The sequence below is a fragment of the Rhodococcus sp. 06-418-5 genome (assembly GCF_002258285.1).
GTDB lineage: Bacteria > Actinomycetota > Actinomycetes > Mycobacteriales > Mycobacteriaceae > Rhodococcoides.
This window is the reverse complement of sequence record NZ_NOYE01000037.1, coordinates 614,960-638,402: the sequence shown is the minus strand read 5'-3', so window position 1 is coordinate 638,402 and position 23,443 is coordinate 614,960. Positions and strand designations below refer to the sequence as shown.

The following is a 23,443-nucleotide window of genomic DNA, read 5'->3' as shown; positions in this document are numbered from 1 at the left end:
CGGTGTTTGAATTCGAAACATGAAACCGGAGACCACAGTCGTTCTCGACGGATACACCTACTTCGAATGTCCGAGATGGCACGAGGGGAGGATCTGGGTATCGGACTTCTACTCCCATCGCGTCGTGTCCGCCCTCGAGGACGGCTCCGACGTACGAGTCGAAGCCGAGGTGCCCAATCAGCCGTCGGGCCTGGGATGGTTGCCCGACGGGCGGCTGCTGATCGTGTCGATGCGTGACTGCAAGTTGCTACTGCGTGAGCACGACGGTTCGCTGACCGTGCACGCGGATCTGTCGACGTATGTTCGGGCGAATCTGAACGACATGCTCGTCGACGCCCAGGGGCGCGCGTACATCGGCAACTTCGGCTTCGATCTGATGAACTTCGCGCCCGTCGAGACGGCCGACCTGATTCGCGTCGACCCGGACGGTTCCGCGCACGTCGTGGCGTCGGATCTGTACTTTCCCAACGGAATGGCGTTCACCGCGTCGGGCGAACTGCTGGTGGACGAGACGGTCGGCAATCGGGTCAGTGCCTTCGACATCGCCGAGGACGGGTCACTGGGGGAGCGGCGTGATTGGGCGAAGTTCGGCGAACTGCCGTCGTCGACGGACATGGCCACGGCTATCGGTGAGGTGAAAGTGGCCGCCGACGGATGCTGCATCGACACCGACGGCACGATGTGGATCGCCGACGCACTGGGGCAGCGAGTGCTGCACGTTGCGCAGGGCGGGGAGGTTCTCGAGCAACTCGATTTCGATCTCGGAGTCTTCGCCTGCGGACTCGGCGGATCCGACGGCCGCACGCTGTTCGTCTGCGCTGCACCGGATTTCAACGAGCATCAACGCAAGATCGAGACCGAGGGCAAGTTGTTGGCAGTTCGCGTGTAGTGCGCTTCGCGCAGTGGTGCGGTTGTGCGCTCCCTGGGGCACACAACCACACCACTGCCGCAGGCACTCAGGCCTTGTCGGGCTCGGATGCCTTCAGCATGTCCTCACGCTCGACGACCTTCACCCGCTCGCGGCCCTCGGGCTCGCCGAGTGAGCGCTCGTGCGCGTCGAGCCGGTACCAGCCGTCCCACGTGGTGAAGGGGACCTGCTTGCCTTCGAGGAACGAGGTGACGGCATCGAGATCCGGTTCGACCGCGCCGACGAAGGTCGGCGCATCCTCGAGCAGATTCGCGACGGTCTCGTTGGCGTCGCCCTTGGTGTGGCCGATGAGGCCGACGGGTCCGCGCTTGATCCAGCCGGTGACGTACGTGGCCGGAACGGGCGTGGTGGACGACGGGGACTCGACGACGCGTCCGGCCTCGTTGGGGATGGTGCCTGCCTGCTCGTCGAACGGGAGCTGGCTGATGTTCTGGCTGAGGTAGCCGACCGCGCGGTAGACGGCCTGAACGTCCCAGTCGTTGTACTTGCCGGTGCCCTTGACGTTGCCGGTGCCGTCGAGCTCGGTGCGCTCGGTGCGTAGACCGACGACCTTGCCGTCCTCGCCGAGTACCTCGTGGGGAGACTCGAAGAAGTGCAGGAACAGCTTGTGCGGGCGGCTGCCGACGTCGCGGATGGCCCAGTCCTGCAGGGTATTGGCGACCATGTCGATCTGCTTGGAGCTGCGGCGGGCCTGCTCGGAGCCCTCGTCGTAGTCGATGTCCTCGGGAGAGACGATGACCTCGATGTTGGGGGAATGGTCGAGCTCGCGCAGCTCGAGCGGGGTGAACTTGGCCTGAGCCGGTCCGCGGCGGCCGAAGACGTGCACCTCGACGGCCTTGTTGGCCTTGAGGCCCTCGTAGACGTTGGCGGGGATCTCGGTGGGGAGCAGTTCGTCACCGGTCTTGGCGAGCACGCGCGCGACGTCGAGAGCGACGTTTCCGACACCCAGGACGGCGACCTTCTCGGCCTCGAGCGGCCAGGTGCGCGGCACGTCCGGGTGGCCGTCGTACCAGGAGACGAAGTCGGCGGCACCGTAGCTGCCCTCGAGGTCGATGCCGGGGATGTTGAGGGCGCGGTCCGCGTTGGCACCGGTGGAGAAGATGACGGCGTCGTAGAAGCGGCGCAGGTCGTCCAACGTGATGTCGGTGCCGTAGTCGATGTTGCCGAGGAGGCGAACCTGCGGCTTGTCGAGCACCTTGTGCAGGGCGGTGATGATGCCCTTGATGCGCGGATGATCGGGGGCCACGCCGTAGCGGATCAGCCCGAACGGCGCAGGCATGCGCTCGAAGAGGTCGATGCTGACGCCCGGTCCGCTGACATTGTGGTCGGACTTCATGAGCGCGTCGGCGGCGTAGATGCCTGCCGGTCCGGCACCGACGATGGCGACGCGGAGTGGACGAGTCTGATCGGTCATGTGCAGCGAGCTACCTTCTTCGAGGGAAGTGCGGACACCCCAGCATAAATTAAGGACTACCTGAGCTGGGGCAGTGGGCAACTTGCCGGATTTCCCGGTTTCCGGTAGGAATTGCTCTGTGCACACGACATACCTGGTCCGACGGTTCACCGTCGACTTCTGTCGTACCTGCACCAACATGTGTTGTCGGTGACAAGACCCGACGCCCCTTCCCCTCCTCCAGCAGGACGGGACCCCTCTCTCGACGGCAGCGTTGCCGAAGATCAGCGCTCGACCGTGCACGGATTCGAGGACACATGACCACTCTGGAACAGACCGCAACTCTCACTCTCGACAAGCTCGGCCCGAGCTTCGGTGCCGAGGTCATCGGCCTCGACGTCGCGTCGGCGTCGGACAGCCAGATTCACGCCGTACGACGAGCCCTCGTCGAACACAAGGTTCTCGTGCTGCGTGGACAGACGCTCGACGACGCGGGCCACATCGATTTCGGCCGCAGGCTCGGTGACCTCACCGCAGGTCATCCGGTGCACGACAGCGGTCACGTCGCCCCCGAGGTCTACGCCCTCGACAGCCAGGACAACGGATTCGCCGACGTCTGGCACACCGATGTCACGTTCATGGAACGCCCGCCGATGGGCTCGATCCTGCGTCCCGTCGTCCTACCGCCGCACGGTGGCGACACCAACTGGGCCGACAGTCAGCTCGCCTACGAATCGCTGTCCGCACCGGTCCGCCGAATGATCGACGGGCTCACGGCAATGCACGACGGCAACCGCGAGTTCGGCTACTACCTCGCGCAGAAGCGCGGCGGAAAAGGCAACGTGTGGGACGGCAAGGAGGTCACCGCGCTGGTCCCCGTCGAACATCCCGTCGTGCGGGTCCATCCGGAAACCGGCCGCAAGGGGCTGTTCGTCAATCCAGGTTTCACCTCCCACATCGTGGGGGTGTCGGAGGCCGAGAGCCGCGGAATTCTGGATCTGCTGTACGCGCACCTGACCAAGCCCGAACACATCGTGCGGCACCGCTGGCGCTTGGGCGATCTGGTGCTGTGGGACAACCGCAGCACCTCGCACTACGCCAATCGCGACTACGGCACCGAGCACCGCAAGATGCACCGCATCACGTTGCGAGGAGACATTCCCGTCGGACCCCGATAGTGCCCGGCCCGTCGGATCGAGGAAGATTGGCCGCATGGCGTCGTGGAGTGAACGTAGGCAGCAGTGGGTCGACAGTCGTGAGGAAGCGCGCAACAACGCGTCCAAGGCGGCTGCCGACTCCGGCGAGCAGCGTCCGCCCAACGCGTGGCCGTTCATCCTCGCCGTCGGCGTCGTCGTGGTGTTGCTGGTCGGCATCTTCGCGGCCTCGAAGTTCGCACCTGCCGAGGACAACGTGACGCAGGCCCAGTTGCTCACCGACGCCGTCGACGGATTCCTCGAGGCACAGAACACCGGCGACGCAGACTTGCTGCGCCAGAACACCTGCTTCGATCAGGTCGAGCGCCTCGTTCCGGACGACGATGCGCAGTACCGAACCGATCGAGCAGGCGAGGTCGAGCGGAACGGCGAGACGTCGATCGACGGGGTGCCCTCCGACTATCAGGTCAACGGCGACCGCGGAATGGTCACGGTCCCGCTGAAGGAAGAGAAATCCGGAGCGCAGACCGACGACGTGTGGAAGTTCCTCCGCGTCGACGACAAGTGGCTGGTGTGCAATGTCTGATCTCGGTATGTGTGACGTAACGGCAAGTGACGGAAGGCTGATCCAGTGACCTACGCAGGTGACATAACCCCGGAAGCTGCCTGGGAGTTGTTGCAGAGCAACCCCGAGGCCGTGCTCGTGGACGTTCGTACGCGCGCCGAGTGGCAGTACGTCGGAGTTCCGGACACCTCCGGCATCGACCGCCCGACGCACCTGATCGAGTGGGTCAGCTTCCCCGACGGTGCCCGGAACGCCAACTTCGTCGACGATCTCAAAGCCGCAGGCGTGGACGGCGATCGACCGGTGGTGTTCCTGTGCCGCTCCGGTCAGCGATCCATCGGAGCCGCCGAGGCCGCGACGGCAGCGGGCATCGGTCCGTCCTACAACGTGCTCGACGGCTTCGAAGGCGCCACCGACGCCGAAGGCCACCGCGGAGCCACGGGTTGGCGTGCGGTCGGGTTGCCGTGGAGGCAGTCGTGACGAACCTTCCCAAAGGCGGCGGATTCGACAAGCCCTTGCCCGAGGGCGTGGGTCAGGGAACGCTGGGAGTGCGCGGCGGCCTGATGCGATCCGGCTTCGACGAGAACGCCGAAGCCCTCTATCTCTCTTCGGGTTTCGTGTACGAGAGTGCCGGTGCGGCCGAGCAGGCGTTCACCGGTGAAATCGATCATTTCGTGTACTCGCGCTACGGCAACCCGACGGTCAAGATGTTCGAGGAACGGCTGCGGCTGATCGAGGGTGCCGAGGCATGCTTCGGAACCTCGAGCGGAATGTCCGCGGTGTTCACCGCGTTGGGTGCCTTGCTGAAGGCCGGTGACCGATTGGTCGCTGCGCGTAGTCTTTTCGGGTCGTGCTTCGTGGTGTGCAACGAGATTCTGCCGCGGTGGGGAGTCGAGACCGTCTTCGTCGACGGCGAAGACCTCGAGCAGTGGGAGCAGGCGCTGTCGGTGCCGACCACGGCGGTGTTCTTCGAGACCCCGTCCAATCCGATGCAGTCGTTGGTCGACGTCAGGCGCGTCTCCGAACTGGCTCATGCGGCCGGCGCAACGGTGGTGCTGGACAATGTGTTCGCGACGCCGCTGCTGCAGCGCAGCCTCGCACTCGGTGCCGACGTGGTCGTGTACTCGGGTACCAAGCACATCGACGGCCAGGGGCGGGTTCTCGGCGGTGCCATCCTCGGCTCGAAGGAGTACATCGAAGGACCGGTGCAGACTCTGATGCGACACACAGGCCCGGCGCTGAGCCCGTTCAACGCCTGGACATTGCTCAAGGGCTTGGAGACGATGCCGGTGCGGGTGCGGCATTCGGTGAAATCGGCGCTGCAGATCGCCGAGTTCCTCGAAACTCACCCGGCGGTGCGCTGGGTGAAATACCCGTTCCTGCAGTCGCATCCGCAGTACGAGCTGGCGAAGTCGCAGATGTCGGGCGGCGGTACCGTCGTGACGTTCGAGCTCGACGCTCCCGAGGGCGAGGGCAAGAAGCGTGCCTTCGAGGTGCTCGACGCATTGCGCATCGTCGACATCTCCAACAACCTCGGCGACTCGAAGACACTGATCACGCATCCGGCGACCACCACGCACCGCGCGACGGGGCCGGAAGGCCGTGCAGCAGTGGGCATCACCGACGGCGTCGTACGCATCTCGATCGGTCTGGAGGACACCGAGGATTTGATCGGGGATCTGGATCAGGCGCTGAAGTAGCTGGGTCAGAGTGTCACCGGTACCGGTTTGTCGATGAGAGAGTAGTGCGCGGCATCGCCTGCAACCACTCGGCTTCTCTCACCGTTCGGGTGTACCGGCACGTCGCCCGCCAAGGTGATGCGTTCGAGGCGACGGTACTGATCGTCCCAGTCGGCGACGGCGTAGTGCTGGGTGGCACGGTTGTCCCAGATGGCCACGTCGCCGAGGCTCCAGGTCCAGCGAACAGTGTTCTCCAGCTTGGTCACTCGATTCTGTAGGAGATCGAACAGCGTCTGCGACTCCTTGGTCGACAATCCGATGAAGTTCTTCACGAAGTGACCGAGTAGCAGAGTCTTCTCGCCGGTCTCGGGGTGTACGCGGACGACTGGGTGTTCGGTCTCGAAGTATGTGGACTGGAACTCCTTTCGGTACTCCTCGGTCTTGTCGTTCCTGATCTTCTCTGCAGCAGTCGCCGAGTAGTCGTAGTTGTTCGAGTGCGTGGCCCAGAGGTTGTCCACCAACGCCCTCAGTGAATCCGGCAGCTGAGCGTAGGCGGCGGTCTGTGAGGCCCACGTGGTGTTCCCGCCGTATTCCGGGAGGCTGACCGCACGCAGGATCGAGGCCTTCGGGATGCGGTCGACGAAGGTCACATCCGAATGCCAGCTGTTGGCCTTGCCGTATTCGGAGTCGATGGCCAGTGTCCTGGTGCCACGGGAGGTCACCGTCGGGTGCGGGGTGGTCGGCGACCCGAGCAATTCGGCGAACGCATACTGGCTTTCGTCGTCGAGATGGTGCTGGCCGCCGAAGAAGATGACCTTGTGCTCGAGCAGAGCCCGACGAACGAACTCGACAGTGTCGGCATCGAGATCGCCGCCGAGTCGCACGCCCTCGATGCGGGCACCGAGGTTGCCGCCGATCTTGATCGCACGCAGAGCTGTCGTATTCTCGGCAAGAGTGTCCACCGACATGTCGATACCTTTCGCTGGTCGAAGACTGCCCGAATCACACCGGCGCAGTGCGTAATTCAACAAGCTGACCACTGTCGATCGTGGATGTACACAGTTCGATTCACCGTGATCTCAATGCCAGGATCTCGACACCAGGATCTCGACACCACGATCGATCGGTCGCGGTGTACCGGTGGACGTCAGTGCTCGAACACGCTGAGAACGGTGCGGAACTTGGCCGTGGTCTCGTCCAGCTCGGCGTCGGGGTCGGAATCGGCGACGATGCCCCCACCTGCCGTGGCCGTTCCCGAAAGTCCGTCTGCCGAGAGCTCGATACAGCGGATCGTCACCATCCACTCGCCGTCGCCGCTGCCGTCGGTCCAGCCGACCGCTCCGGCGTAGAAGCCGCGGGAGCCCTCGACGTCTGCGATCGCCGCCATCGCTGCCGCTCGGGGGACACCGGCGACGGCAGCGGTGGGGTGCAGTGCCAGCGCGAGGTCGAGCGCCGAGGTCTCGGGGTCGGCCAAGGTGCCGACGATCGGCGTCGACAGGTGCCACAGCTGCGGAGTACTGCTGAGCTGTGGCGACTCGGGCACCTCCAGCGTCTCGCAGAACGGCGTCAACGCAGCCCGGATCTCGTCGACGACGAAGCGATGTTCGGCCTGATCCTTCGCACTGGCCGCCAACGCCGCGGAGATGCGCGCTTCCTCGTCGGGGTCGGTCGATCGTGCGGCCGTGCCGGCGAACGGATGGCAGGTGACGATGTTGCCGCGCTTGCGAACCAACAGTTCCGGGCTCGCGCCGACGATGTGCCTACCCCGATGCGTGGCGGGGGACAGGTCCGCCAGGAAGCCGTTGCCCATCGGATCGCGTGAGACCAGAGAGCTGAGCACCGAGGCAGCGTCGATCGGCGAATCCGCCGTCACCTCGATGGCCCGCGCGAGGACGATCTTCTCGGCCACACCGGCTTTCAGCTGCTCGACGACATCCCGCACTCGCTGCACGTGCACGTCGGGATCGGGAATCTGTCGTGCGACGGTCACCTCGGGCAACGGCGGTTGAGCATCGACCGTCGACCAGGGGCCGTCGAGGCGGTAGAACTCCTCCGGCTCGATCAGGGCGGTGGCGTCGGACATGTCGAAAGGGATTGCGCCGACGACGTTTCGGCCGTCCCGCACCGCTGCGACTGCGTCGGCGATATCGGGAAACGCGTGCCGGACACCCAGCCCGACGACGTGGTGATCATGGCGGGACAGAGCGAATTCGAGAGTCATCAGAACGGGTTCTGCGTGCGGCCCACCAGGTCTGCGACGGAATCGAGAACTTTGGTCGGCCGGTACGGGTACTGCTCGACGGACTGGACCGTCGAAATCCCGGTGAGGACCAGGATGGTCTGCAGTCCGGCTTCCAGGCCCGAGAGCACGTCGGTGTCCATCCGGTCGCCGATCATCAGCGTGTTCTCGGAATGTCCGCCGATCGCGCGCAGGGCCGACCGCATCATCAACGCGTTGGGCTTGCCGACGTAGTACGGCTCCTTACCGGTGGCCTTGGTGATCAGCGCGGCCACCGAACCGGTGGCGGGCAGTGACCCCTCGCGGGACGGGCCGGTGGCATCGGGGTTGGTTGCGATGAAGCGCGAACCCCTCTCGACGAGACGAATGGCGGTGGTGATGGCCTCGAACGAGTACGTCCGGGTCTCGCCGAGCACCACGTAATCGGGGCTGGAGTCGGTGAGGGTGTAGCCGATGTCGTGCAGGGCGGTGGTCAGACCCGACTCGCCGACGACGTAGGCGCTACCACCGGGCCGCTGATTGCCCAGGAACGTCGCGGTGGCGAGGGCGGAGGTCCAGATCGACTTCTCCGGAATGTCCAGACCGGTGAATGCGAGACGCGCGCGCAGGTCACGGGGGGTGCGAATCGAATTGTTGGTCAGCACGATGAACGGGATCTCGTTGGCCTGCAGCTCGGCGAGGAACGTGTCGGCACCGGGGATCAGGTGATCCTCGTGGACGAGCACGCCGTCCATGTCCATCAGGTACGTCCACTGCTGAGGCTTCTCGGTTTCGCTCACCCATCCATTGTGAACTACGGCGGTCGCACCGAAGGCGCGACTACGGTACTAACTCGCCTGCAGTTCCTCCGCACGCCGGGAGTTGGCTCGGTGCTGTTGTCGCTCCCGGGCTGTCGTTCCGCCCCAGACTCCGAACGGTTCGTTGGCGGCCAGTGCGAATCGTCGGCACTCGTCGATGACCCCGCAGCCCGCGCACACCTGCTTCGCGCGGTCCTCCCGTGCGCGGCGAGCCGAGCGGCCTTCGCCGGACGGGGAGAAGAAGATCTCCGAGTCCTGGCCGCGGCACAGTGCGTCGACCTGCCAATCCCAGGATTCGGTGGTGGAGGAGATTCTGCGTTCGATCATGGCGATTGCGGTGTTCTTCGACGTGGCAGAGTTGTTCGGCATCGTGGCGACCCATTCCTTTCGTCGACGCTGCGCGAGACCCGGCCCGCGCAGAACGATTCGCTACCGAAAAGGCTCGCCGGGTCGATGGTGCGACGCAATGATTGAAATCAGGCTGATTCGAGGGGCTGGAGTCGGTGCGTTGTCGACGGCTGCGGAGTGTTGCAGCATCGCCGGGCCGTGGGGATTCGTGGCAAGGTGCAGATATGACTCGGCCGCTCAGGTTCTCCGCATTCGTCATGAACACCACCTCTCATATCGTGCACGGTGCGTGGCGCAAGCCGGAAGCGGAGCAGTCCGACTTCTCCTCGTTGGAGCATTGGGTGTCGTTGGCGAAACAACTCGAGCGAGGCAAGTTCGATTTCGTGTTCTTTGCCGATGTCGTGGGGCTGTACGACGACCATCGAGGTTCGTGGGAGAAGTTCGTCGAGTCCGGTTTGCAGATTCCCAGCAACGATCCCACCGTGATCGCGTCGGCGATCGCTTACGCGACAGAGCATCTCGGGATCGCCTTGACCTCGTCGATTCTGCAGGAGCATCCGTTCAACTTCGCGCGGAAGATGTCCACGCTCGATCATGCGTCGAACGGCCGTATCGCCTGGAACATCGTCACGAGCCTGTCACCCAACGCCTGGCGCAACTTCGGCTACGGAGATCTGGCTCTGCACGAGGATCGATACGCCTGGGCGGACGAGTACGTCGACGTCGTGTACAAGCTGTGGGAGGGGTCGTGGGACGATGGAGCTCTGTTGCAGGACAAAGCATCCGGTCGACACGGTGACTTCTCGAAGGTGCACAAGATCGACCATGTAGGTGCGCGCTACAGCGTCGAGGGCCCGCATCTCGTGGCTCCGTCTCCGCAGCGGACACCGTTGTTGTTCCAGGCCGGATCATCGCCGACGGGCCGACGCTTCGCTGCGCGCAACGCCGAGGCCCAGTTCATCGCCTCTCCGACACCCGAGGCCGCGCGCTCGCTCATCGCCGACACGCGCCGTCTGGTCGTCGAGGAAGGGAGGTCCCCTGGAGACCTCGAATTCTTCCAGGGTCTGTCGTTCGTCATCGGTAGTACCGAGAGCGAAGCTCGACGCAGAGAAGCGGAGTTGGACGAATACGTCGACGACGAGGCGATGATCGCGCACGCTGCGGGTGGGATCGGCATAGATCTGGGCTCCTACGATCTGGACACCCCGATCGGTCAGGTGCAGGGAGAAGGCTCGCAGAGCACGTTGGCGTGGCTACGCGAAGCGATCACCGATCGAGAACCCACCGTTCGGGATCTGGCGCACATGCGGACTCGGAGCGGGCGGGTGGTGGGAACGCCGGAGTCCATCGCCGATCGTCTCGAACAGTGGCGCGACGCCGGCGTCGACGGGATCAACGTCATCAACTCGACGATCCCGGGCAGCTACCTGGAATTCGTCGAACATCTGATGCCGGTTCTTCGGCAACGCGGGCTGGCGCAACGGGATTACGGCCGGGGCACCGTCCGAGCCAAACTCACCGGCCGGGACAGACTGCCCGCGTCGCATCCGGCTGCCCGATACCGGGGCGCCTTCAGCTGACACCAGGCAGGTCGGAAACGTGGCAAGGGTTGAAATCATCGTGATTTCAACCCGAAAGACCACGCGCACTTGACTTTTCAATCTGAAGTTCTATACATTCCTGTCACCATCCAGAGCGACCGAGAGACCTTGGCTCTACGACGTCGCAGCAACCCCGCCCTCGGGCGTGTGGGTGCTACCGCCAGGACCGATGGAGGAACTGCTGATGAACACCTGTATCCGTACGCCCGCCTGACCGGTTCGCGTACTCACAGTCCACCCTTTCGAAAGGCACCACAGCGATGATCGCTGCCCATCCGCACCGGCGGCTCCGGTGACGCAACTACAGACCTCGCCGACATCCACCGGTTCGAGCGACACCGCAGAACTGCCGGACGAGCAACTCGTCGTCGCCAGGAAGTGGCATCCGTGGCGTTGGGTCATCAGCGTCGCCACCTTGGTCGTGGTCGCTCAGTTCCTGCACGGGTTGGCCACCAATGCTGGATGGGACTGGGGCACTTTCGCTCAGTACTTCACGGCGAAATCGGTGCTCTCGGCTCTGTGGCTCACCATCCAGCTCACGTTCTGGGGGACCCTGATCGGCTTCGCCCTCGGCATCGCCCTAGCGGTGGCGAGGCTGTCGAACAATCCCGTCCTGCAGGTGATCTCGTGGTTCTACATCTGGGCGTTTCGATCCATTCCACTGATCGTGCAGCTGTTGTTCTGGTTCAACATTGCGTACCTGTATCAGACCCTGTCGCTGGGGATTCCGTTCGGTCCCAGCTTCTTCGAGTTCGACGTCAACAACGTCATCAGTGGCTCGACAGCTGCGATCATCGGACTGGCCCTGCATCAGGCTGCATACTCCGCCGAGATCGTCCGCGCCGGAATCATCTCGGTGGACCAGGGGCAGCTGGAAGCATCTGCAGCACTGGGTATTCCGAAGCGCCGAGAGTTCTTCAAGATCGTCCTCCCACAGGCGATGCGAGGCATTCTCCCCAACGCCGCCAACGAGGTGATCAGCCTGTTCAAGGGCACCTCGATCGTCTCCGTCATGGCCATCGCCGAGCTGTTCTATCAGGTTCAGGTCATCTACGGCCGAAGCGGCCGAGTCGTACCGCTGCTGATGGTGGCCACCGTCTGGTACATCATTCTCACCTCGATTCTGTCGGTGGTGCAGTACTACGTGGAACGGCACTACGCCAAGGGTGCCGTCCGCACCATCGAGCTCACGCCGATTCAGAAACTACGGAAGAAGCTGGCCGAGATCAGCCTGGCCCCGCGAGGAGCAACACGATGACCACGCTCGATGCCGGCACGTCCAGATCGGAAACGAAGTACGCCGTCGAAGTGCGCGGGGTGCACAAGTCCTACGGTGCTCTCGAGGTTCTCAAGGGTGTCGACCTGACCGTTCGCCCCGGTGAGGTCACCGTGATCATCGGCCCGTCCGGATCCGGTAAGTCCACGCTGCTCCGTGCTCTCAACCACCTCGAGAAGGTCGACCAGGGCACCGTCCGCGTCGACGGAGACCTGGTGGGATACCGGCGCAAGGGTTCGAAGCTGCACGAGCTCAGCAATCGCGACATCCTGCGCCAGCGTTCGCAGATCGGATTCGTATTCCAGAACTTCAACCTCTTCCCTCACCTGACGGTGCTCGAAAACGTCATCGAGGCACCGATCTCGGCGCAGAAGCGCAAGCGTGCGGACGTCGAGCCCGAGGCACTGGCATTGCTCGAGCGGGTCGGTGTCGCCGCAAAAGCGCACGACTACCCTCGTCGGCTCTCCGGTGGCCAGCAGCAGCGAGTGGCCATTGCGAGGGCACTGGCGCTACGCCCCACAGTGATTCTGTTCGACGAGCCCACCTCGGCACTCGATCCGGAGCTCGTGGGCGAGGTGCTCGAAGTCATCCGTGGACTCGCCCGCGACGGTGCCACTCTGGTGATCGTCACGCACGAGGTGGGCTTCGCCCGCGAGATCGCCGACACCGTCGTGTTCATGGATTCCGGTGTGATCGTCGAACAAGGGCCTCCTGCAACACTTCTCGATTCGCCGCAGCACGAGCGGACCAAAGCTTTCCTCTCCCACGTTCTGTAAACCACCTCACTTCAGCGAAAGACGGACAACACCCATGTCGAAACCATCACGCAGGCTGACGGTCATGGCCGCAGCATTGGCCATCGTGGCGCTCACTGCGACCGCCTGCAGCGAACCCGCGGCCGAGTCGCAGGTCGTCACCGAGCAGGGACAAAGCTTCGACCTCTCGCCCGAGCAGACCGAACGAGTCCGGGTCGACAAGGTCGACGAGATCGCAGCGAAAGTGCCACAGGCCATTCGGGACCGAGGAACCCTGATCGTCACCGGCTCGGGCGGAACTGCGCCGCCACTGCGCTTCTACGCCACCGACGACACCACCATCGTCGGATCCGAGGTCGACTTCTCCTACCTCGTCGGCGACATTCTCGGGCTGAACGTCGATCTGCAGGTTGCCGACTGGTCGCAGAACTTCGTCAAGATCGACTCCGGTGAGAACGACGTGTTCATCTCCAACGTCACGGTCACCGAGGAGCGCAAGGACAAGTACGACTTCGCCACGTACCGTCTCGACAACCTCGCCTTCGAGACCCAGAAGGACACCGACTGGAAGGTCGAGAAGCGTCAGGACATCGCAGGCAAGAAGATCGGCGTCGGCTCCGGCACCAACCAGGAGCAGCTGCTGGTGGACTGGAACGAGGCCAACGTGGCCGAAGGTCTCGCACCGGCAGAGCTCGCCTACTACCAGAACACGTCCGATTACTACCTGGCGCTGGGATCGAAGCGAATCGACGGCTATCTCGGCCCCAACCCCTCTGCCGTCTACCACGCGGCAACCAGTGGAGAATCGAAGGTCGTCGGGACGTTCTCCGGGGCCGGCGATGCGTTGCAGGGCGAGATCGCGGTCCTGACCAAGAAGGACAACGGTCTCATCGAGGCCATCCACGAGGCACTGCAACATGCCATCGACGACGGCAGCTACCAGCGGGTCATCGATCGGTGGGGCCTCCAGTCCGAGGCCGTCTCCGAGTCCGTCATCAATCCGCCCGGGCTGCCTCGCAAGCCCGCAGCGTAGGTACACGGTGAAAGTAGTGGTCGTCGGCGGCGGCATCGTCGGAGCGTCGTCGGCGTGGCAGATCGCCGAACGCGGGCACGACGTCACCGTGCTCGAGCAATTCGGTCCGGGACACAAGAACGGTGCCTCGCACGGCAGTTCGCGAATCTTTCGGCATGCCTACGCCGACGACCACTACGTATCACTGGCCGCTCGGGCGCACACGCTCTGGCGAGATCTCGAAACCGCTACCGACACCGGCTTGTTGGACATCACAGGGGCTGTGGATCATGGAGATCCGGCGACGGTGAATCCGAGGATCGACGCACTGAAGCGAGCCGGGCTCGAGTTCGAGGTTCTCGAACCGGTTGCTGCGCAGCGGCGGTGGACCGGACTTCGATTCGACACCACTGTGCTGTTCCATGCCGAGGCCGGGCGACTGCACGCCGATCGCAGCGTCGCCGCGGCAACGGCAGCAGCTCGATCGCGCGGTGCGATCGTCGAATACGAGACGCCAGTGCGCGAGCTCTCCGGCTCCGACGTGGTGACGGACACTCGCACCTACGTGGCCGACGTGGTCGTCCTCGCTACAGGAGCGTGGACATCCGAGTTCGTGCCGCAGGGAGTGATTCCGCCTTTGGTCACCACCCAGGAACAGCCGGCACATTTCGTACCGTTGTGCCCGGACGTGGAGTGGCCGAGCTTCATTCATCATCCCGGTGCACTTCTGGATACGGCCGGCATCTACGGCTTGTCCTCACTCGACGGCATCAAGATCGGCGAACACGCCATGGGACCGGTCGTCGATCCGAACACCCGCGACTTCGTGCCCGAACCAGCGGGAGTCGATCGCCTGATCGCGTACGCACGCAACTGGCTCCCGGGAGTGAACGCCGATACGGCCGACCCGCTGACGTGCCTGTACACCAGTACGCCCGATTCCAACTTCGCCATCGGACGCACAGGCAACACCGTTGTCGCTGCGGGATTCTCGGGCCACGGATTCAAGTTCGCCCCTGCGGTCGGGGAACTGGTCGCAGATCTGGTCGACGGATAGACGAGACAGGAAGCACATGAGCGCAACGTTCGACCTGAACACCCGCACTGGCGACGCCGGTCCAGGGCGGCTTACCTTCGTCGAAGTCGATCAGAACGATCCACTCGCGGCGCCTCTGCTCCAGGAGCTGGCGAACGAGTACGCGTCCAGGTACGGCCGTAGTCCCGGCGTTCAGTACCAAGAATTGAAGTCGTATCCCGCACAGGAATTCGCCCCGCCGGGCGGTGTGCTGGTCATAGCATTGTCCGACGGCGTTCCTGTGGCGGGAGGTGCGTACCGGCAGTACGACTCGGATACCGCTGAGCTCAAACGTATCTGGACCTCGAAAGAGCACCGCGGCAGGGGATTCGGCAAGCGTGTCGTTGCGGAGCTGGAACGCAGCGCACGTGAGCGCGGATATCGCCGCGTGTATCTGACGACCGGCTGGAACCAGCCCGAGGCTGTGGCGCTGTACTTGTCAGCCGGATACACCCCACTGTACGACCGGAGCCTGCCGTCCAGGACTGTCGGATCACATCCCTTCGAGAAGAGTCTCGAATGAGCCCGTTGCAGTGAGTGCCCCACCCGCGCCACGACTGGACACTCGAACCGCCGGCACCACTGCAGAAGCAATCGTATGCGCAGCAGCAGGTTTCACTACCTTGCTCGACTCGGCCGTCCTGGGCATCGGGATACCCGCTATCCGTAGTTCGCTCGGTGCCGGTACCTCCGAGGTCCAGTGGATTCTGGCGAGCTACTCACTGACGTTCGGGTTGGCGCTGGTCCCATCAGGACGGCTCGGAGACGTGATCGGTCGTCGCCGGTTGTTCCTGTGCGGGCTCGCATTGTTCTCGGTTATGGGGCTACTCGGCGCGATGGCTGCCGACCCGTGGATGGTTGTGGCCGCTCGACTCGGCCAGGGTGTGGGTGCCGGAGTGGTGTCTTCTCAGGTGCTCGGCATCATCACCGATCGATTCTCCGGTCGGGAACGAGCACGGGCGTTGGGCGCGTACAGCACGGCGGGCGGTGTGGCCGGGCTGTGTGGTCCCGTGCTCGGTGGCGCATTGCTCGGCCGGCTCGATCCGGACATCGGCTGGCGAGTGTTGTTGATGCTGAACGTACCGTTCGCGGTGGTGACGCTGATCCTCGCTGTGGTGTATTTGCGGCCGGATCGCGTTGCTCGGCAGGGTGTCCGCGTCGATTCCGTGGGGTTGCTCGCGCTGGGTACTGCAACGCTGCTGCTGTTGCTTCCATTGGTGTCGTCGATGGCGTTCGTGTTCAAGGTGTTGTCGGTGTCTGCCTCGGGCGCGATGCTGGTCGGGTTCCTGTTGTGGGAGCGGCGTTTCGCGGCACGCGGGAGTGTGCCCGTTCTGCTGCCTGAGCTTCTGGCTCGACGCGGTTACGTCTTGGGCACGTTGGTGGCGATGTTCTGGTTCGGCGCGGTGCTGGCCCTCAACGCGGTGCTCAGCCTGTATCTGATCGAAGGACTCGGCTTCAGTGCTCTGCGTGCGGCTCTGGTGATGGCTGGGAGTTCGCTGATGATGGCCGTCACCTCGGCGTTCGGTTGGCGGCTCGTGTCGAGGTTCGGACGTTCGGCGGTGGTGGGGGCGGTTGTCGTCGAAATCGCAGTGGTCGCCGGGTACATCGGTACGGTCAATACCGTTCCGCGAGAACATGTGGTGATCGTTTTCGTAGTACTTGCGGCCGTGTCGGGGGTCGCGAGCGGTCTGGTGGACGCACCCAATCGTGGATTGACCCTCGAGTACGCCCCGGCCGGGGCGAGTGGCGTCGCAGCTGCTTTCCTGCAACTGTCACAACGACTCTCGGCGACAATTGCGTTGGCGGCGGTATCGGGGATCTATCTCGGGATACTCGGGTCCTCGGCGGGTGGTTACGGCCGGGCCGTCGCCGCTGGACTGGGAGTGTGTCTCGCAATGCTGTTGTTGTCGCTCGTCTTCGCCATCGCCGACGCGCGTCGTAGACGAGGCCTCGAAGGCCCGAAGTCGTGACCGGAGCGGATGTGAAGAACGACGATATCCCGCCGGGTGGGCACCCACCGCACTCGGCAATCGGTACCGCGATCGAGGTTGCCACCGAGGGTCTGGACCGGGGCGAATTGCCGATCGGGGCAGTGGTCTTCGACGCCGAACGGATGCTCGGAAGGGCGTACGCATAGGAGCGAGCGCAGGGTCGACGTCTTGTACATGCTGATCTGCTCGCTCTGGAACAGGCAGACAGGGCGCTCGGGTTTCGTCCGGCCTCGGGCGAGTTGACTCTTGCGGTGACCGTCGAGCCGTGTCTTATGTGCATGGGCGCTGCTGTCGCGCTCGGCGTGAGCAGAGTGTGGTTTGCTCTCGAGTCGCCCGACGACGGAGCGGCCGAACTATTGCGTGTTTGGCAACCACCGGTCCAGTCTCCGCACTTCGTCAAGCCACGCGAGGTGCTCGGCGGGATTCGTCGTGACGAGTCCCGGAGGCTGTTCCGTAGATACGCAGAGGGAACGGGTCCGGCAGGAATGCGCCGGTGGGCGCGTTAACTCGGCAATCAGTAGCGAGGACGTCTCGCTGTGTGGGTAGCGATCAGCGCGTCCGGTCTGCAGTGTTCGCGTTGTATTCGAGCGCGGCGGCGACCCAGAATTCCAGTGCCTTTTCGCTGTTCAGCGAGTTTGCGTCGACGGTTATCCACCCTTGGCCCATCGACCGGTCTCGTCCCATCACGGCGTGGTGTGCTCCCTCCCGCTGGAGATATTCGGGTTCGCGCACATCGTCGACACGAACCAGCAGAGCGCGGTTTCCGGTCCCGACGCACACCAGAATTTTCTCGCGCACCATAAACGCCAGACCGCCGAACATCTTCTGCTCGCGCAGATTCGCTTCATCGGCGAGAGTGGCGCGGACGCGGTCTGCGAGTAGCTCGTCGTACGGCATGTCCTGCCTCTCCGGTGGTCGCTGCACTCATCGAAGACCTGTTCCGCATCGGACGCAACCGCGAATCACCCCGTGTGTGGACTGCTGTGTCGGTAGCAGGTTGTGCAGAAGCAGAGCGGTGTCCTCGCGGCAGGGCTGTTCCCCTGACGGCGGTGTGGGTCGTCAGGCGGGTTGTCGTGGTTCCTCATCGCCGGTGTCGTTGTGGTTGTCGGGTGGGTAGAGGACTTCTTCTGGGTGGTGGGCGTGGTTGATCAGGCCTCGGCGTGTGGGGTCCATTCCGGCGGGTGGGTGCCACAGGGTGCGGCCCGGGTACCGGTGTCCTGCTCCAGTTTTCGTGGTGGCCCACTTGCCGGGGCCGGTGCCGACGAGTGCGTGGTGCATGTCGCAGCCGAAGGTCAATCCGTCGATGTCCGTGTTGCCGCCGGTGTTCCAGTCGGTGACGTGGTGGGCTTGGCACCAGGTTGCGGGGCGGGTGCAGGAGGGGAAGCTGCAGCCGCGGTCGCGGGCGATGAGCACGATGCGTTGGTCGGCGGAGGCGATGCGTTTGGATCGGCCGAGGTAGAGGGCTCGGCCGTGGTCGTCGAAGATGGTCAGGTAGTGGTGGGCGTGCGAGGCCATGCGGATCGCGTCGCGGATCGACACCCGTGATCCGGTGGCGGTCATGGCGTAGCCGCAGGCGGCTTCGAGGTCTTTGAGGGTCATGGTGACGATGGCGGTGACGGGCAGGCCGCGATGGGTGCCGAGTGTCCCGGAGGCCAGGGTGTGTCGGAGCGCGAGTTTGAGGGCGTCGTGTTGGCGTTCGCGTTGGGTGCGGATATCCCGCGCGGCGGCAGCGTCGCGTGCTGCAGTCTTGTCCTGCGCTGCCGTGTTCGGACCTGCATCGTCGGCGTCACCGTCGGGATCGGATCCAGCAGCAGCGTTGTGTGGTTGAACAGTGTCGTCGTCGGCGGTGTCATCTGGGTCAGGCGTGTCATCTGGGTCGCGCGTGTCATCTGGCACTGTGCCGCAACCACATTCGGAACTCTCGCCGCATCCGCCGTCACCGTCACAGTCGGTGTTGCCCCACAACCCTGCATCGCTGGACGTCGACTCGGGCTGCGGCGCAGTGGCACTGTCGTCCCCTTCGCTCTCGTCATGGACGACGGACGTCGGGTCTGCGGGGTTGTTGACGCCCGGTTTCGCGGCTTTGGAGAACAGGGCTTCGAGGTAGGCGCGTAGTTCGGGGTCGACGCAGAATTTTCCTTCGGACATTCCGTCGGCACCCTGTTCACCGAGGTAGAAGAACGCATCCCTGCGTTTCGGTGGTCTCGGTGGCTTCCCGTCCTCGTCCTCGTCCTCGTCGTGGTCGCCGTCGGGATTGAGGATCGAATCCAGGTGCGCCACCAACGGTGCGAAATCGTCGGGTCGCCTGGTCGAGGCGTAGCCCGCCAGTTGCTCGTCGGCGAGCTCGCGCGTCTGCGGATCGACATCCCGGGGCAGATGGCGGAAGAACTCGCGGATCATCTGCACATGCTTGGCATCGAGCAACCCCGCCCGCAACGCAGCAGCAGTGTGCGGCAGCAGCGGCGGCAGGACTTCCCCGGAGAAGGCGGTGCGGTCACCCAACTCGGCAGCCAGACGGACCCGTGCTCCTGCTGCTCGTGGGGTGATCCGCAGCATCCACGCCACCGACGACGGCACCGATCCCGGATACACATCGAGCCCGTGCTGAGAGATGAGTTCGTTGAGCCAGGTGTACGAATACGCGGTCAGCGACCTGGTCGCCGTTTCCATCCGTTGGATCACCGCGCGCCGGTCCGCGTTCGTCCACGACACCGACGCCTGCCCGGCCAACTCCGCGATCGCGGATTCCACTCGGTCGACCAACACAGACAAGTCGGGATCGGACACCTCAGGGGCGGGCGGCACCGTCTCGATGCCGTCCACCCCTGATCCGCCGTCCCCCGAAAGCATGCACAGAATCTATCGCGACCCACCGACAACTTTCGAACACACGTTCTCCGTCAGAGCGCGCTGCGAGACGGTCGGACCGAGCAGAATCGCCAACCTGGAATCGGTATGTGGCGCATTACAGATGGATCGATAGTGTGACGTTGTCGATTCTGCGTAACGCCGAGTCGCGCCAGCGCTGGTCACGGCGTTCAATAACGGTCAAGGCCGACGTAACGACCACAGCAGCGGCGCTGGTTTCGGTGACGATCGTGCTGCGTGTCAGTAACTCCGCCACTCGTGTGTCGAGCCGGTGTCCGTCAGCTGCGTGTGACCCAATGGGGATGATCGAGATGAACGACGCGTTTCGCTTTTTCGCTTCGTGCAGTTCGCCGAGAGAATTGGTCACCCGACTCCAATTCGGCACGACGGAATTGTGGTCCGAGGACTTCGACCTCCCCACCAGTTGGCGGTATATGGCCGACTTGATCGACTCCGATAGAGGGCTGCTCGCCGAATTGGACGGCGCAGTGTCCATAGCGGTCGTCGATACTCTCACTGCGACGGCGGAACTGTGCAGACAATCGGCGACCGAGCGTGTGTTCGCATCCGACTGGATGCTGCTGCGGCGTGCGTTGGCGTGGCTCGGACGGACAGGTTCCGAAGTCGACCACGCGCTACTTGCTGTGGCCGACGAGTTGACGCTGATCGGGCTGGATGCTGCGGAGCAGGATTTCTCGGTCGCAACTTGGCTGTGTGTGGATGTATTGGATCGGTTCGCCGCGGCCGACGAAACAATCGGCTACTGGGTGCGACGCGTGTGCGATCACGAATCGAACAGGTCAGAGCAACGCATCGATTCGGAACCTATCGGCAGCGAAGACGCTGAATTGACCGTTGCCGTCTGACTGACGGTCGCACAACCCGTGGTTTGCCGGACGCCGACGCATTCATTGGAAGGTCGCTCGCAATTCAGCAGCTCACTCGGACGAGGTACTTCCGGTTTCGGTTCTGTCGGACCCTGGGGCGACCGTCGCTGCTGATCGAATGGCGTCGACAATGCTGTCTCGGTTCCGATCGATGAACACCTGGTCCCGTGTATACAGCGCGACGTGCTCGTGCGCGGGTCCGTCCTCGGCTGCAGTCTTCATGGCCGCGAGTCTGGCGATGACGATGTCAGGAAGTTCGGCACCCCGAGGATCGGGATAAATCGTGAAGATTCGGCGCAACCTGTCGTATCGATCGGTGCCCGGCGTCCACCCTCCGTCGGAGAAGTTCTCTTCACTGCAGAGAGGCGCGAAACGATAGGCGAAATATGCCAGATCGTCGATGCGTCGCCCCGGCCCGGCCCGGCCTCGTCGAAATCGATCAATCCGACCGCTTCGCGGCCCTCGAAGACAAAGTTGTACGGAGCTGCATCCCAGTGGCAGATCACCTCGGGATCGACGCCGTCGCGCAGGTGCCGGGCATGGCCGTCGGGCAGTCGAAGCCCGACGGTGACGTCGTGCAATCGACGTACTATCCGGGTAGCGCTTTCCAGAGCTTCGACCGTCCGAAAGGTGGCCGGCATCGGGTAGTTGCCGGCAGTCCCATGCCGGTATGTGAGTATTTCTCGGCCTCGATCATCGATTCCCGCGAAGCGCGGAGCGTAGGGAAAACCCCTGCGCTCCAGCTGGTTCAGAAGAAAGTGGACGGCCGCTGAGTGGTCTCCCGTCGCACGACGTACCGTCTCGCCTACCCGATGCACGACGGTCCTGTTCCCTCCGGGCAACGGGATCTCTGTCTCGTCGTTCATGCTCCTACGGTCCCACGTCGTGCGCAATTCCTACCCCGGTTGGCAACTGCGCCGACCCTCTCGTAGTATCTGAAACGTAGGACCATCCAGAGCGACCGAGAGACCTGGCTCTATGACGTCGCAGCAACCCCCCGCTCGTCGGGTGAGGGTGCTACCGCCGGGACCGATGGAGGAATTTACGTGAACACCCGAGTCGCCTCAGGTTTCGTCGACGGTTGCCGCCGTCTCCATGTGGATCTGTGCCGTCTGAACGGTTCGACCTGTCGTAGCTGACATTTCGGCACCGTACTTTTCGACACCACACCTCACCATCTGCACGACCTCCTTCCTGGGCACACGTGGCTCGGACGCGGGAGTTCGTGTGCGATCGACCAGATACCGGAGACACCCACGTGTCCACTCGCCCTGTTCTTTTGGTGGCCGGAGTAATCGCCGCCACCGCCACACTGCTCGCCGGGTGCGCTGGTAGCGCCACCACCTCGAATGCCGATGCCGGCCCCGCCCAGCCGGGCGGCACGCTGCGCTACGGCCTGTCCGGGGCCCCGACCTGCTCCGACCCCGCGCAGTCCGGCACCAATCAGACGATCTATGTCACCCGACAGGTGGTCGACTCACTCACCGATCAAGATCCGGAGACCGGCGAGATCGAACCGTGGTTGGCCGAGAGCTGGGAAGTGAGTTCCGACGCGAGGTCGTTCACCTTCCAGCTGAAAGACGGAGTGACGTTCAGCGACGGCACCCCGCTCGACGCCACCGCCGTCAAGGACAATTTCGATGCCATCACCGGAACCCTCGGTGCCGCCAAGGCACCACTGGCCGCCAGCTACCTGACCGGATATCAGGGTGCCGCGGTCGTCGATCCGCTCACGGTCCGCATCGAGTTCTCGGCACCCAATGCTCAGTTCCTCCAGGCGAGTTCGACACCTCAGCTGGGAATCCAGTCCACTGCGACGTCGGCGCAGTCGGCCGAGTCGCGGTGCTTGGGTACCAACATCGGATCTGGACCGTTCACCTACGCGGACTACCAGCAGGACCGCTCCGTCACCTTGGCCAAGCGAACCGGATACAACTGGGGCTCTGCGGTATTCGGCCACGAGGGCGAGGCGTACCTGGACCGCATCGAATTCACCATCGTGCCAGAGTCGGGTGTACGCACCGGCAGTTTGTCCTCCGACCAGCTCGACGCGGTCAGTGACGCGCTGCCGCAGGACGCGCCGCAGATCGAGGCGGTCGGTGGCCGGATCCTCACGACATCCAACCCCGGCGTTCCGTTCGGCATTCAGCCCAACGTCACTCGCGGTGCGCTGCAGGACCCCGCCGTCCGGACGGCTCTGGTGCCGGCGATCAATCGTCAGGAACTCGTCGACACGGTCCTCGGACCGGACTTCCGAACGGCCACCAGCACATTGGCCAGCGCTACCCCGGGCTACGTCGAACTCGCAGATGTCACCTACGATCCCGAGAAGTCGAAGTCGCTCCTCGACGCCGCGGGCTGGGTTCCCGGTGCTGACGGAATACGCGAAAAAGACGGACAGAAGCTGAGTTTCAAGGTCATGTACTCGGCCGTGTTCGCCGGCAACCAGGCGATCCTGGAGCTGACCCAGCAGCAGTTGCGCGCGGTCGGCGTCGACCTACAGCTCGAGCTGGTGTCCACGTCGGAGGCGACGGCGCGGCAAGGCACCAAGGACTACGACTCCACGTACTACAACAGCACCCGCGCCGACGGCGACATTCTGCGCACTTCGTTCGCAGTCGACGGCCGCAACCTCAATGCGCGCGGCCCGATTCCGGATCTGGATGCATCGTTGACGGAGCAGCTCTCGGCCACGGACGTTGCAGCGCGCAACGAGATTCTCGCAACCGCGCAGGAACAGATCCTCGACAACGGATTGTGGATCCCCACGATCGAGCTCTCGCAGGCCGTCGGCGCGGCTTCGGCGGTGCAGGATCTGAAGTTCGAGGCCTCGGCCCGCCTGCAGTTCTTCGACACCTGGCTGAGCGGGCAGTAG

25 protein-coding genes, 1 pseudogene and 2 riboswitches are annotated in these 23,443 nt (G+C 64.0%); of the genes and pseudogenes, 16 read left to right on the top strand and 10 right to left on the bottom strand.

Features of this window, described 5'->3' with window-relative positions; translation table 11 throughout:
• The first annotated feature begins 19 nt into the window (after positions 1-19).
• Entirely contained in the window at positions 20-889 is an 870-nt protein-coding gene (locus tag CH274_RS28310; protein ID WP_179275886.1) for an SMP-30/gluconolactonase/LRE family protein, read from the top strand.
• A gap of 67 nt (positions 890-956) precedes the next feature.
• Here CH274_RS28310 and CH274_RS28305 read toward each other — a convergent pair whose 3' ends face one another.
• A complete protein-coding gene (locus CH274_RS28305) occupies positions 957-2,342 on the bottom strand; it encodes an FAD-dependent oxidoreductase (RefSeq protein WP_094659540.1) in 1,386 nt (461 codons plus the stop codon).
• 296 nt (positions 2,343-2,638) lie between these two features.
• On the opposite strand from CH274_RS28305, the gene CH274_RS28300 reads away from it, so the two are divergent.
• The 4 genes from CH274_RS28300 to CH274_RS28285 are packed head-to-tail and all read left to right on the top strand — an operon-like array spanning position 2,639 to position 5,740.
• Complete coding sequence (locus tag CH274_RS28300) at positions 2,639-3,499, top strand: TauD/TfdA dioxygenase family protein (protein ID WP_094659539.1); 861 nt, start codon at positions 2,639-2,641, stop codon at positions 3,497-3,499.
• A 34-nt stretch (positions 3,500-3,533) separates the two neighbouring features.
• Positions 3,534-4,061 (top strand): Rv0361 family membrane protein, encoded by a 528-nt coding sequence (locus CH274_RS28295; RefSeq protein ID WP_094659538.1) that lies wholly within the window; start codon positions 3,534-3,536, stop codon positions 4,059-4,061.
• A gap of 45 nt (positions 4,062-4,106) precedes the next feature.
• On the top strand, positions 4,107-4,520 hold the full coding sequence (locus CH274_RS28290) for a rhodanese-like domain-containing protein (RefSeq protein ID WP_094659537.1): 414 nt from the start codon (positions 4,107-4,109) through the stop codon (positions 4,518-4,520).
• Positions 4,517-5,740, top strand: a complete 1,224-nt coding sequence (locus CH274_RS28285; protein WP_094659632.1) for an O-succinylhomoserine sulfhydrylase — start codon at positions 4,517-4,519, stop codon at positions 5,738-5,740. The genes CH274_RS28290 and CH274_RS28285 overlap by 4 nt, the downstream gene beginning before the upstream one ends.
• Before the next feature lie 5 nt (positions 5,741-5,745).
• Here CH274_RS28285 and CH274_RS28280 read toward each other — a convergent pair whose 3' ends face one another.
• The 4 genes from CH274_RS28280 to CH274_RS28265 form a co-directional block, all read right to left on the bottom strand.
• On the bottom strand, positions 5,746-6,687 hold the full coding sequence (locus CH274_RS28280) for a TauD/TfdA dioxygenase family protein (protein WP_179275885.1): 942 nt from the start codon (positions 6,685-6,687) through the stop codon (positions 5,746-5,748).
• Between the two features lie 179 nt (positions 6,688-6,866).
• Positions 6,867-7,940, bottom strand: coding sequence for an isochorismate synthase (locus CH274_RS28275; RefSeq protein WP_094659536.1), 1,074 nt, complete (start codon positions 7,938-7,940; stop codon positions 6,867-6,869).
• Positions 7,940-8,698, bottom strand: coding sequence for an HAD-IIA family hydrolase (locus tag CH274_RS28270; protein WP_094631006.1), 759 nt, complete (start codon positions 8,696-8,698; stop codon positions 7,940-7,942). Before CH274_RS28270 ends, CH274_RS28275 begins: the two co-directional genes overlap by 1 nt.
• 87 nt (positions 8,699-8,785) lie before the next feature.
• The gene (locus CH274_RS28265; protein WP_371828383.1) at positions 8,786-9,124 is read right to left on the bottom strand and encodes a WhiB family transcriptional regulator; all 339 of its coding nucleotides are present in this window, start codon (positions 9,122-9,124) and stop codon (positions 8,786-8,788) included.
• A gap of 203 nt (positions 9,125-9,327) precedes the next feature.
• Between CH274_RS28265 and CH274_RS28260 the strand changes: the two genes are divergently transcribed.
• The 9 genes and pseudogenes from CH274_RS28260 to CH274_RS28225 form a co-directional block, all read left to right on the top strand.
• Positions 9,328-10,683 carry an LLM class flavin-dependent oxidoreductase gene (locus tag CH274_RS28260; protein WP_094659535.1) on the top strand — a complete coding sequence of 452 codons (1,356 nt, stop codon included), beginning with the start codon at positions 9,328-9,330 and terminating at the stop codon, positions 10,681-10,683.
• A gap of 103 nt (positions 10,684-10,786) precedes the next feature.
• A riboswitch (SAM riboswitch) is annotated at positions 10,787-10,880 on the top strand.
• 116 nt (positions 10,881-10,996) lie between these two features.
• Positions 10,997-11,962: an amino acid ABC transporter permease gene (locus tag CH274_RS28255; RefSeq protein WP_373453951.1), complete on the top strand. Its 966-nt coding sequence runs from the start codon at positions 10,997-10,999 to the stop codon at positions 11,960-11,962.
• Positions 11,959-12,756 (top strand): amino acid ABC transporter ATP-binding protein, encoded by a 798-nt coding sequence (locus CH274_RS28250; protein WP_094659534.1) that lies wholly within the window; start codon positions 11,959-11,961, stop codon positions 12,754-12,756. Before CH274_RS28255 ends, CH274_RS28250 begins: the two co-directional genes overlap by 4 nt.
• 34 nt (positions 12,757-12,790) lie before the next feature.
• Positions 12,791-13,768: an ABC transporter substrate-binding protein gene (locus CH274_RS28245; protein WP_094659533.1), complete on the top strand. Its 978-nt coding sequence runs from the start codon at positions 12,791-12,793 to the stop codon at positions 13,766-13,768.
• A 7-nt stretch (positions 13,769-13,775) separates the two neighbouring features.
• Complete coding sequence (locus tag CH274_RS28240; RefSeq protein WP_094659532.1) at positions 13,776-14,804, top strand: FAD-dependent oxidoreductase; 1,029 nt, start codon at positions 13,776-13,778, stop codon at positions 14,802-14,804.
• Between the two features lie 16 nt (positions 14,805-14,820).
• Positions 14,821-15,345: a GNAT family N-acetyltransferase gene (locus tag CH274_RS28235; RefSeq protein WP_094630952.1), complete on the top strand. Its 525-nt coding sequence runs from the start codon at positions 14,821-14,823 to the stop codon at positions 15,343-15,345.
• 10 nt (positions 15,346-15,355) lie between these two features.
• Complete coding sequence (locus tag CH274_RS28230; protein ID WP_094659531.1) at positions 15,356-16,792, top strand: MFS transporter; 1,437 nt, start codon at positions 15,356-15,358, stop codon at positions 16,790-16,792.
• Between the two features lie 11 nt (positions 16,793-16,803).
• Positions 16,804-16,959, top strand: a complete 156-nt coding sequence (locus CH274_RS29870; protein ID WP_256993720.1) for a hypothetical protein — start codon at positions 16,804-16,806, stop codon at positions 16,957-16,959.
• An 18-nt stretch (positions 16,960-16,977) separates the two neighbouring features.
• Positions 16,978-17,319 (top strand): annotated as a pseudogene (locus CH274_RS28225) (deaminase); the annotation flags it as partial.
• A 43-nt stretch (positions 17,320-17,362) separates the two neighbouring features.
• Here CH274_RS28225 and CH274_RS28220 read toward each other — a convergent pair.
• The 3 genes from CH274_RS28220 to CH274_RS28210 form a co-directional block, all read right to left on the bottom strand.
• Positions 17,363-17,710: a TfoX/Sxy family protein gene (locus CH274_RS28220; protein WP_094659530.1), complete on the bottom strand. Its 348-nt coding sequence runs from the start codon at positions 17,708-17,710 to the stop codon at positions 17,363-17,365.
• A gap of 162 nt (positions 17,711-17,872) precedes the next feature.
• Positions 17,873-19,663, bottom strand: a complete 1,791-nt coding sequence (locus CH274_RS28215; protein ID WP_094659529.1) for an HNH endonuclease signature motif containing protein — start codon at positions 19,661-19,663, stop codon at positions 17,873-17,875.
• 115 nt (positions 19,664-19,778) lie between these two features.
• Positions 19,779-20,048, bottom strand: coding sequence for a hypothetical protein (locus tag CH274_RS28210; RefSeq protein ID WP_143546653.1), 270 nt, complete (start codon positions 20,046-20,048; stop codon positions 19,779-19,781).
• A gap of 67 nt (positions 20,049-20,115) precedes the next feature.
• Here CH274_RS28210 and CH274_RS28205 point away from each other — a divergent pair, with 67 nt between their 5' ends.
• The gene (locus tag CH274_RS28205; RefSeq protein WP_094659527.1) at positions 20,116-20,547 is read left to right on the top strand and encodes a hypothetical protein; all 432 of its coding nucleotides are present in this window, start codon (positions 20,116-20,118) and stop codon (positions 20,545-20,547) included.
• 72 nt (positions 20,548-20,619) lie between these two features.
• On the opposite strand, the gene CH274_RS29445 is transcribed toward CH274_RS28205, so the two are convergent.
• Together CH274_RS29445 and CH274_RS28200 are read right to left on the bottom strand one after the other, a co-directional pair.
• A complete protein-coding gene (locus CH274_RS29445) occupies positions 20,620-20,790 on the bottom strand; it encodes a hypothetical protein (RefSeq protein ID WP_179275883.1) in 171 nt (56 codons plus the stop codon).
• The gene (locus tag CH274_RS28200) at positions 20,787-21,434 is read right to left on the bottom strand and encodes a phosphotransferase (protein ID WP_094659526.1); all 648 of its coding nucleotides are present in this window, start codon (positions 21,432-21,434) and stop codon (positions 20,787-20,789) included. The genes CH274_RS29445 and CH274_RS28200 overlap by 4 nt, the downstream gene beginning before the upstream one ends.
• A 79-nt stretch (positions 21,435-21,513) precedes the next feature.
• A riboswitch (SAM riboswitch) is annotated at positions 21,514-21,607 on the top strand.
• A gap of 219 nt (positions 21,608-21,826) precedes the next feature.
• On the opposite strand from CH274_RS28200, the gene CH274_RS28195 reads away from it, so the two are divergent.
• Positions 21,827-23,443, top strand: a complete 1,617-nt coding sequence (locus CH274_RS28195) for an ABC transporter substrate-binding protein (RefSeq protein WP_094659525.1) — start codon at positions 21,827-21,829, stop codon at positions 23,441-23,443.

What these genes read in the sequence shown, in the direction of transcription:
- CH274_RS28300 (WP_094659539.1), top strand. Translation starts at nt 2,639, where the DNA reads ATGACCACTCTGGAACAGACCGCAACTCTCACTCTCGACAAGCTCGGC.
- CH274_RS28310 (WP_179275886.1), top strand. Translation starts at nt 20, where the DNA reads ATGAAACCGGAGACCACAGTCGTTCTCGACGGATACACCTACTTCGAA.
- CH274_RS29445 (WP_179275883.1), bottom strand. Translation starts at nt 20,790, where the DNA reads ATGAAGACTGCAGCCGAGGACGGACCCGCGCACGAGCACGTCGCGCTG.
- CH274_RS28220 (WP_094659530.1), bottom strand. Translation starts at nt 17,710, where the DNA reads ATGCCGTACGACGAGCTACTCGCAGACCGCGTCCGCGCCACTCTCGCC.
- CH274_RS28205 (WP_094659527.1), top strand. Translation starts at nt 20,116, where the DNA reads ATGGCCGACTTGATCGACTCCGATAGAGGGCTGCTCGCCGAATTGGAC.
- CH274_RS28265 (WP_371828383.1), bottom strand. Translation starts at nt 9,124, where the DNA reads ATGCCGAACAACTCTGCCACGTCGAAGAACACCGCAATCGCCATGATC.
- CH274_RS28200 (WP_094659526.1), bottom strand. Translation starts at nt 21,434, where the DNA reads ATGAACGACGAGACAGAGATCCCGTTGCCCGGAGGGAACAGGACCGTC.
- CH274_RS28250 (WP_094659534.1), top strand. Translation starts at nt 11,959, where the DNA reads ATGACCACGCTCGATGCCGGCACGTCCAGATCGGAAACGAAGTACGCC.
- CH274_RS28280 (WP_179275885.1), bottom strand. Translation starts at nt 6,687, where the DNA reads ATGTCGGTGGACACTCTTGCCGAGAATACGACAGCTCTGCGTGCGATC.
- CH274_RS28235 (WP_094630952.1), top strand. Translation starts at nt 14,821, where the DNA reads ATGAGCGCAACGTTCGACCTGAACACCCGCACTGGCGACGCCGGTCCA.
- CH274_RS28270 (WP_094631006.1), bottom strand. Translation starts at nt 8,698, where the DNA reads ATGGACATGGACGGCGTGCTCGTCCACGAGGATCACCTGATCCCCGGT.
- CH274_RS28215 (WP_094659529.1), bottom strand. Translation starts at nt 19,663, where the DNA reads ATGCTTTCGGGGGACGGCGGATCAGGGGTGGACGGCATCGAGACGGTG.
- CH274_RS28295 (WP_094659538.1), top strand. Translation starts at nt 3,534, where the DNA reads ATGGCGTCGTGGAGTGAACGTAGGCAGCAGTGGGTCGACAGTCGTGAG.
- CH274_RS28245 (WP_094659533.1), top strand. Translation starts at nt 12,791, where the DNA reads ATGTCGAAACCATCACGCAGGCTGACGGTCATGGCCGCAGCATTGGCC.
- CH274_RS28275 (WP_094659536.1), bottom strand. Translation starts at nt 7,940, where the DNA reads ATGACTCTCGAATTCGCTCTGTCCCGCCATGATCACCACGTCGTCGGG.
- CH274_RS28305 (WP_094659540.1), bottom strand. Translation starts at nt 2,342, where the DNA reads ATGACCGATCAGACTCGTCCACTCCGCGTCGCCATCGTCGGTGCCGGA.
- CH274_RS28260 (WP_094659535.1), top strand. Translation starts at nt 9,328, where the DNA reads ATGACTCGGCCGCTCAGGTTCTCCGCATTCGTCATGAACACCACCTCT.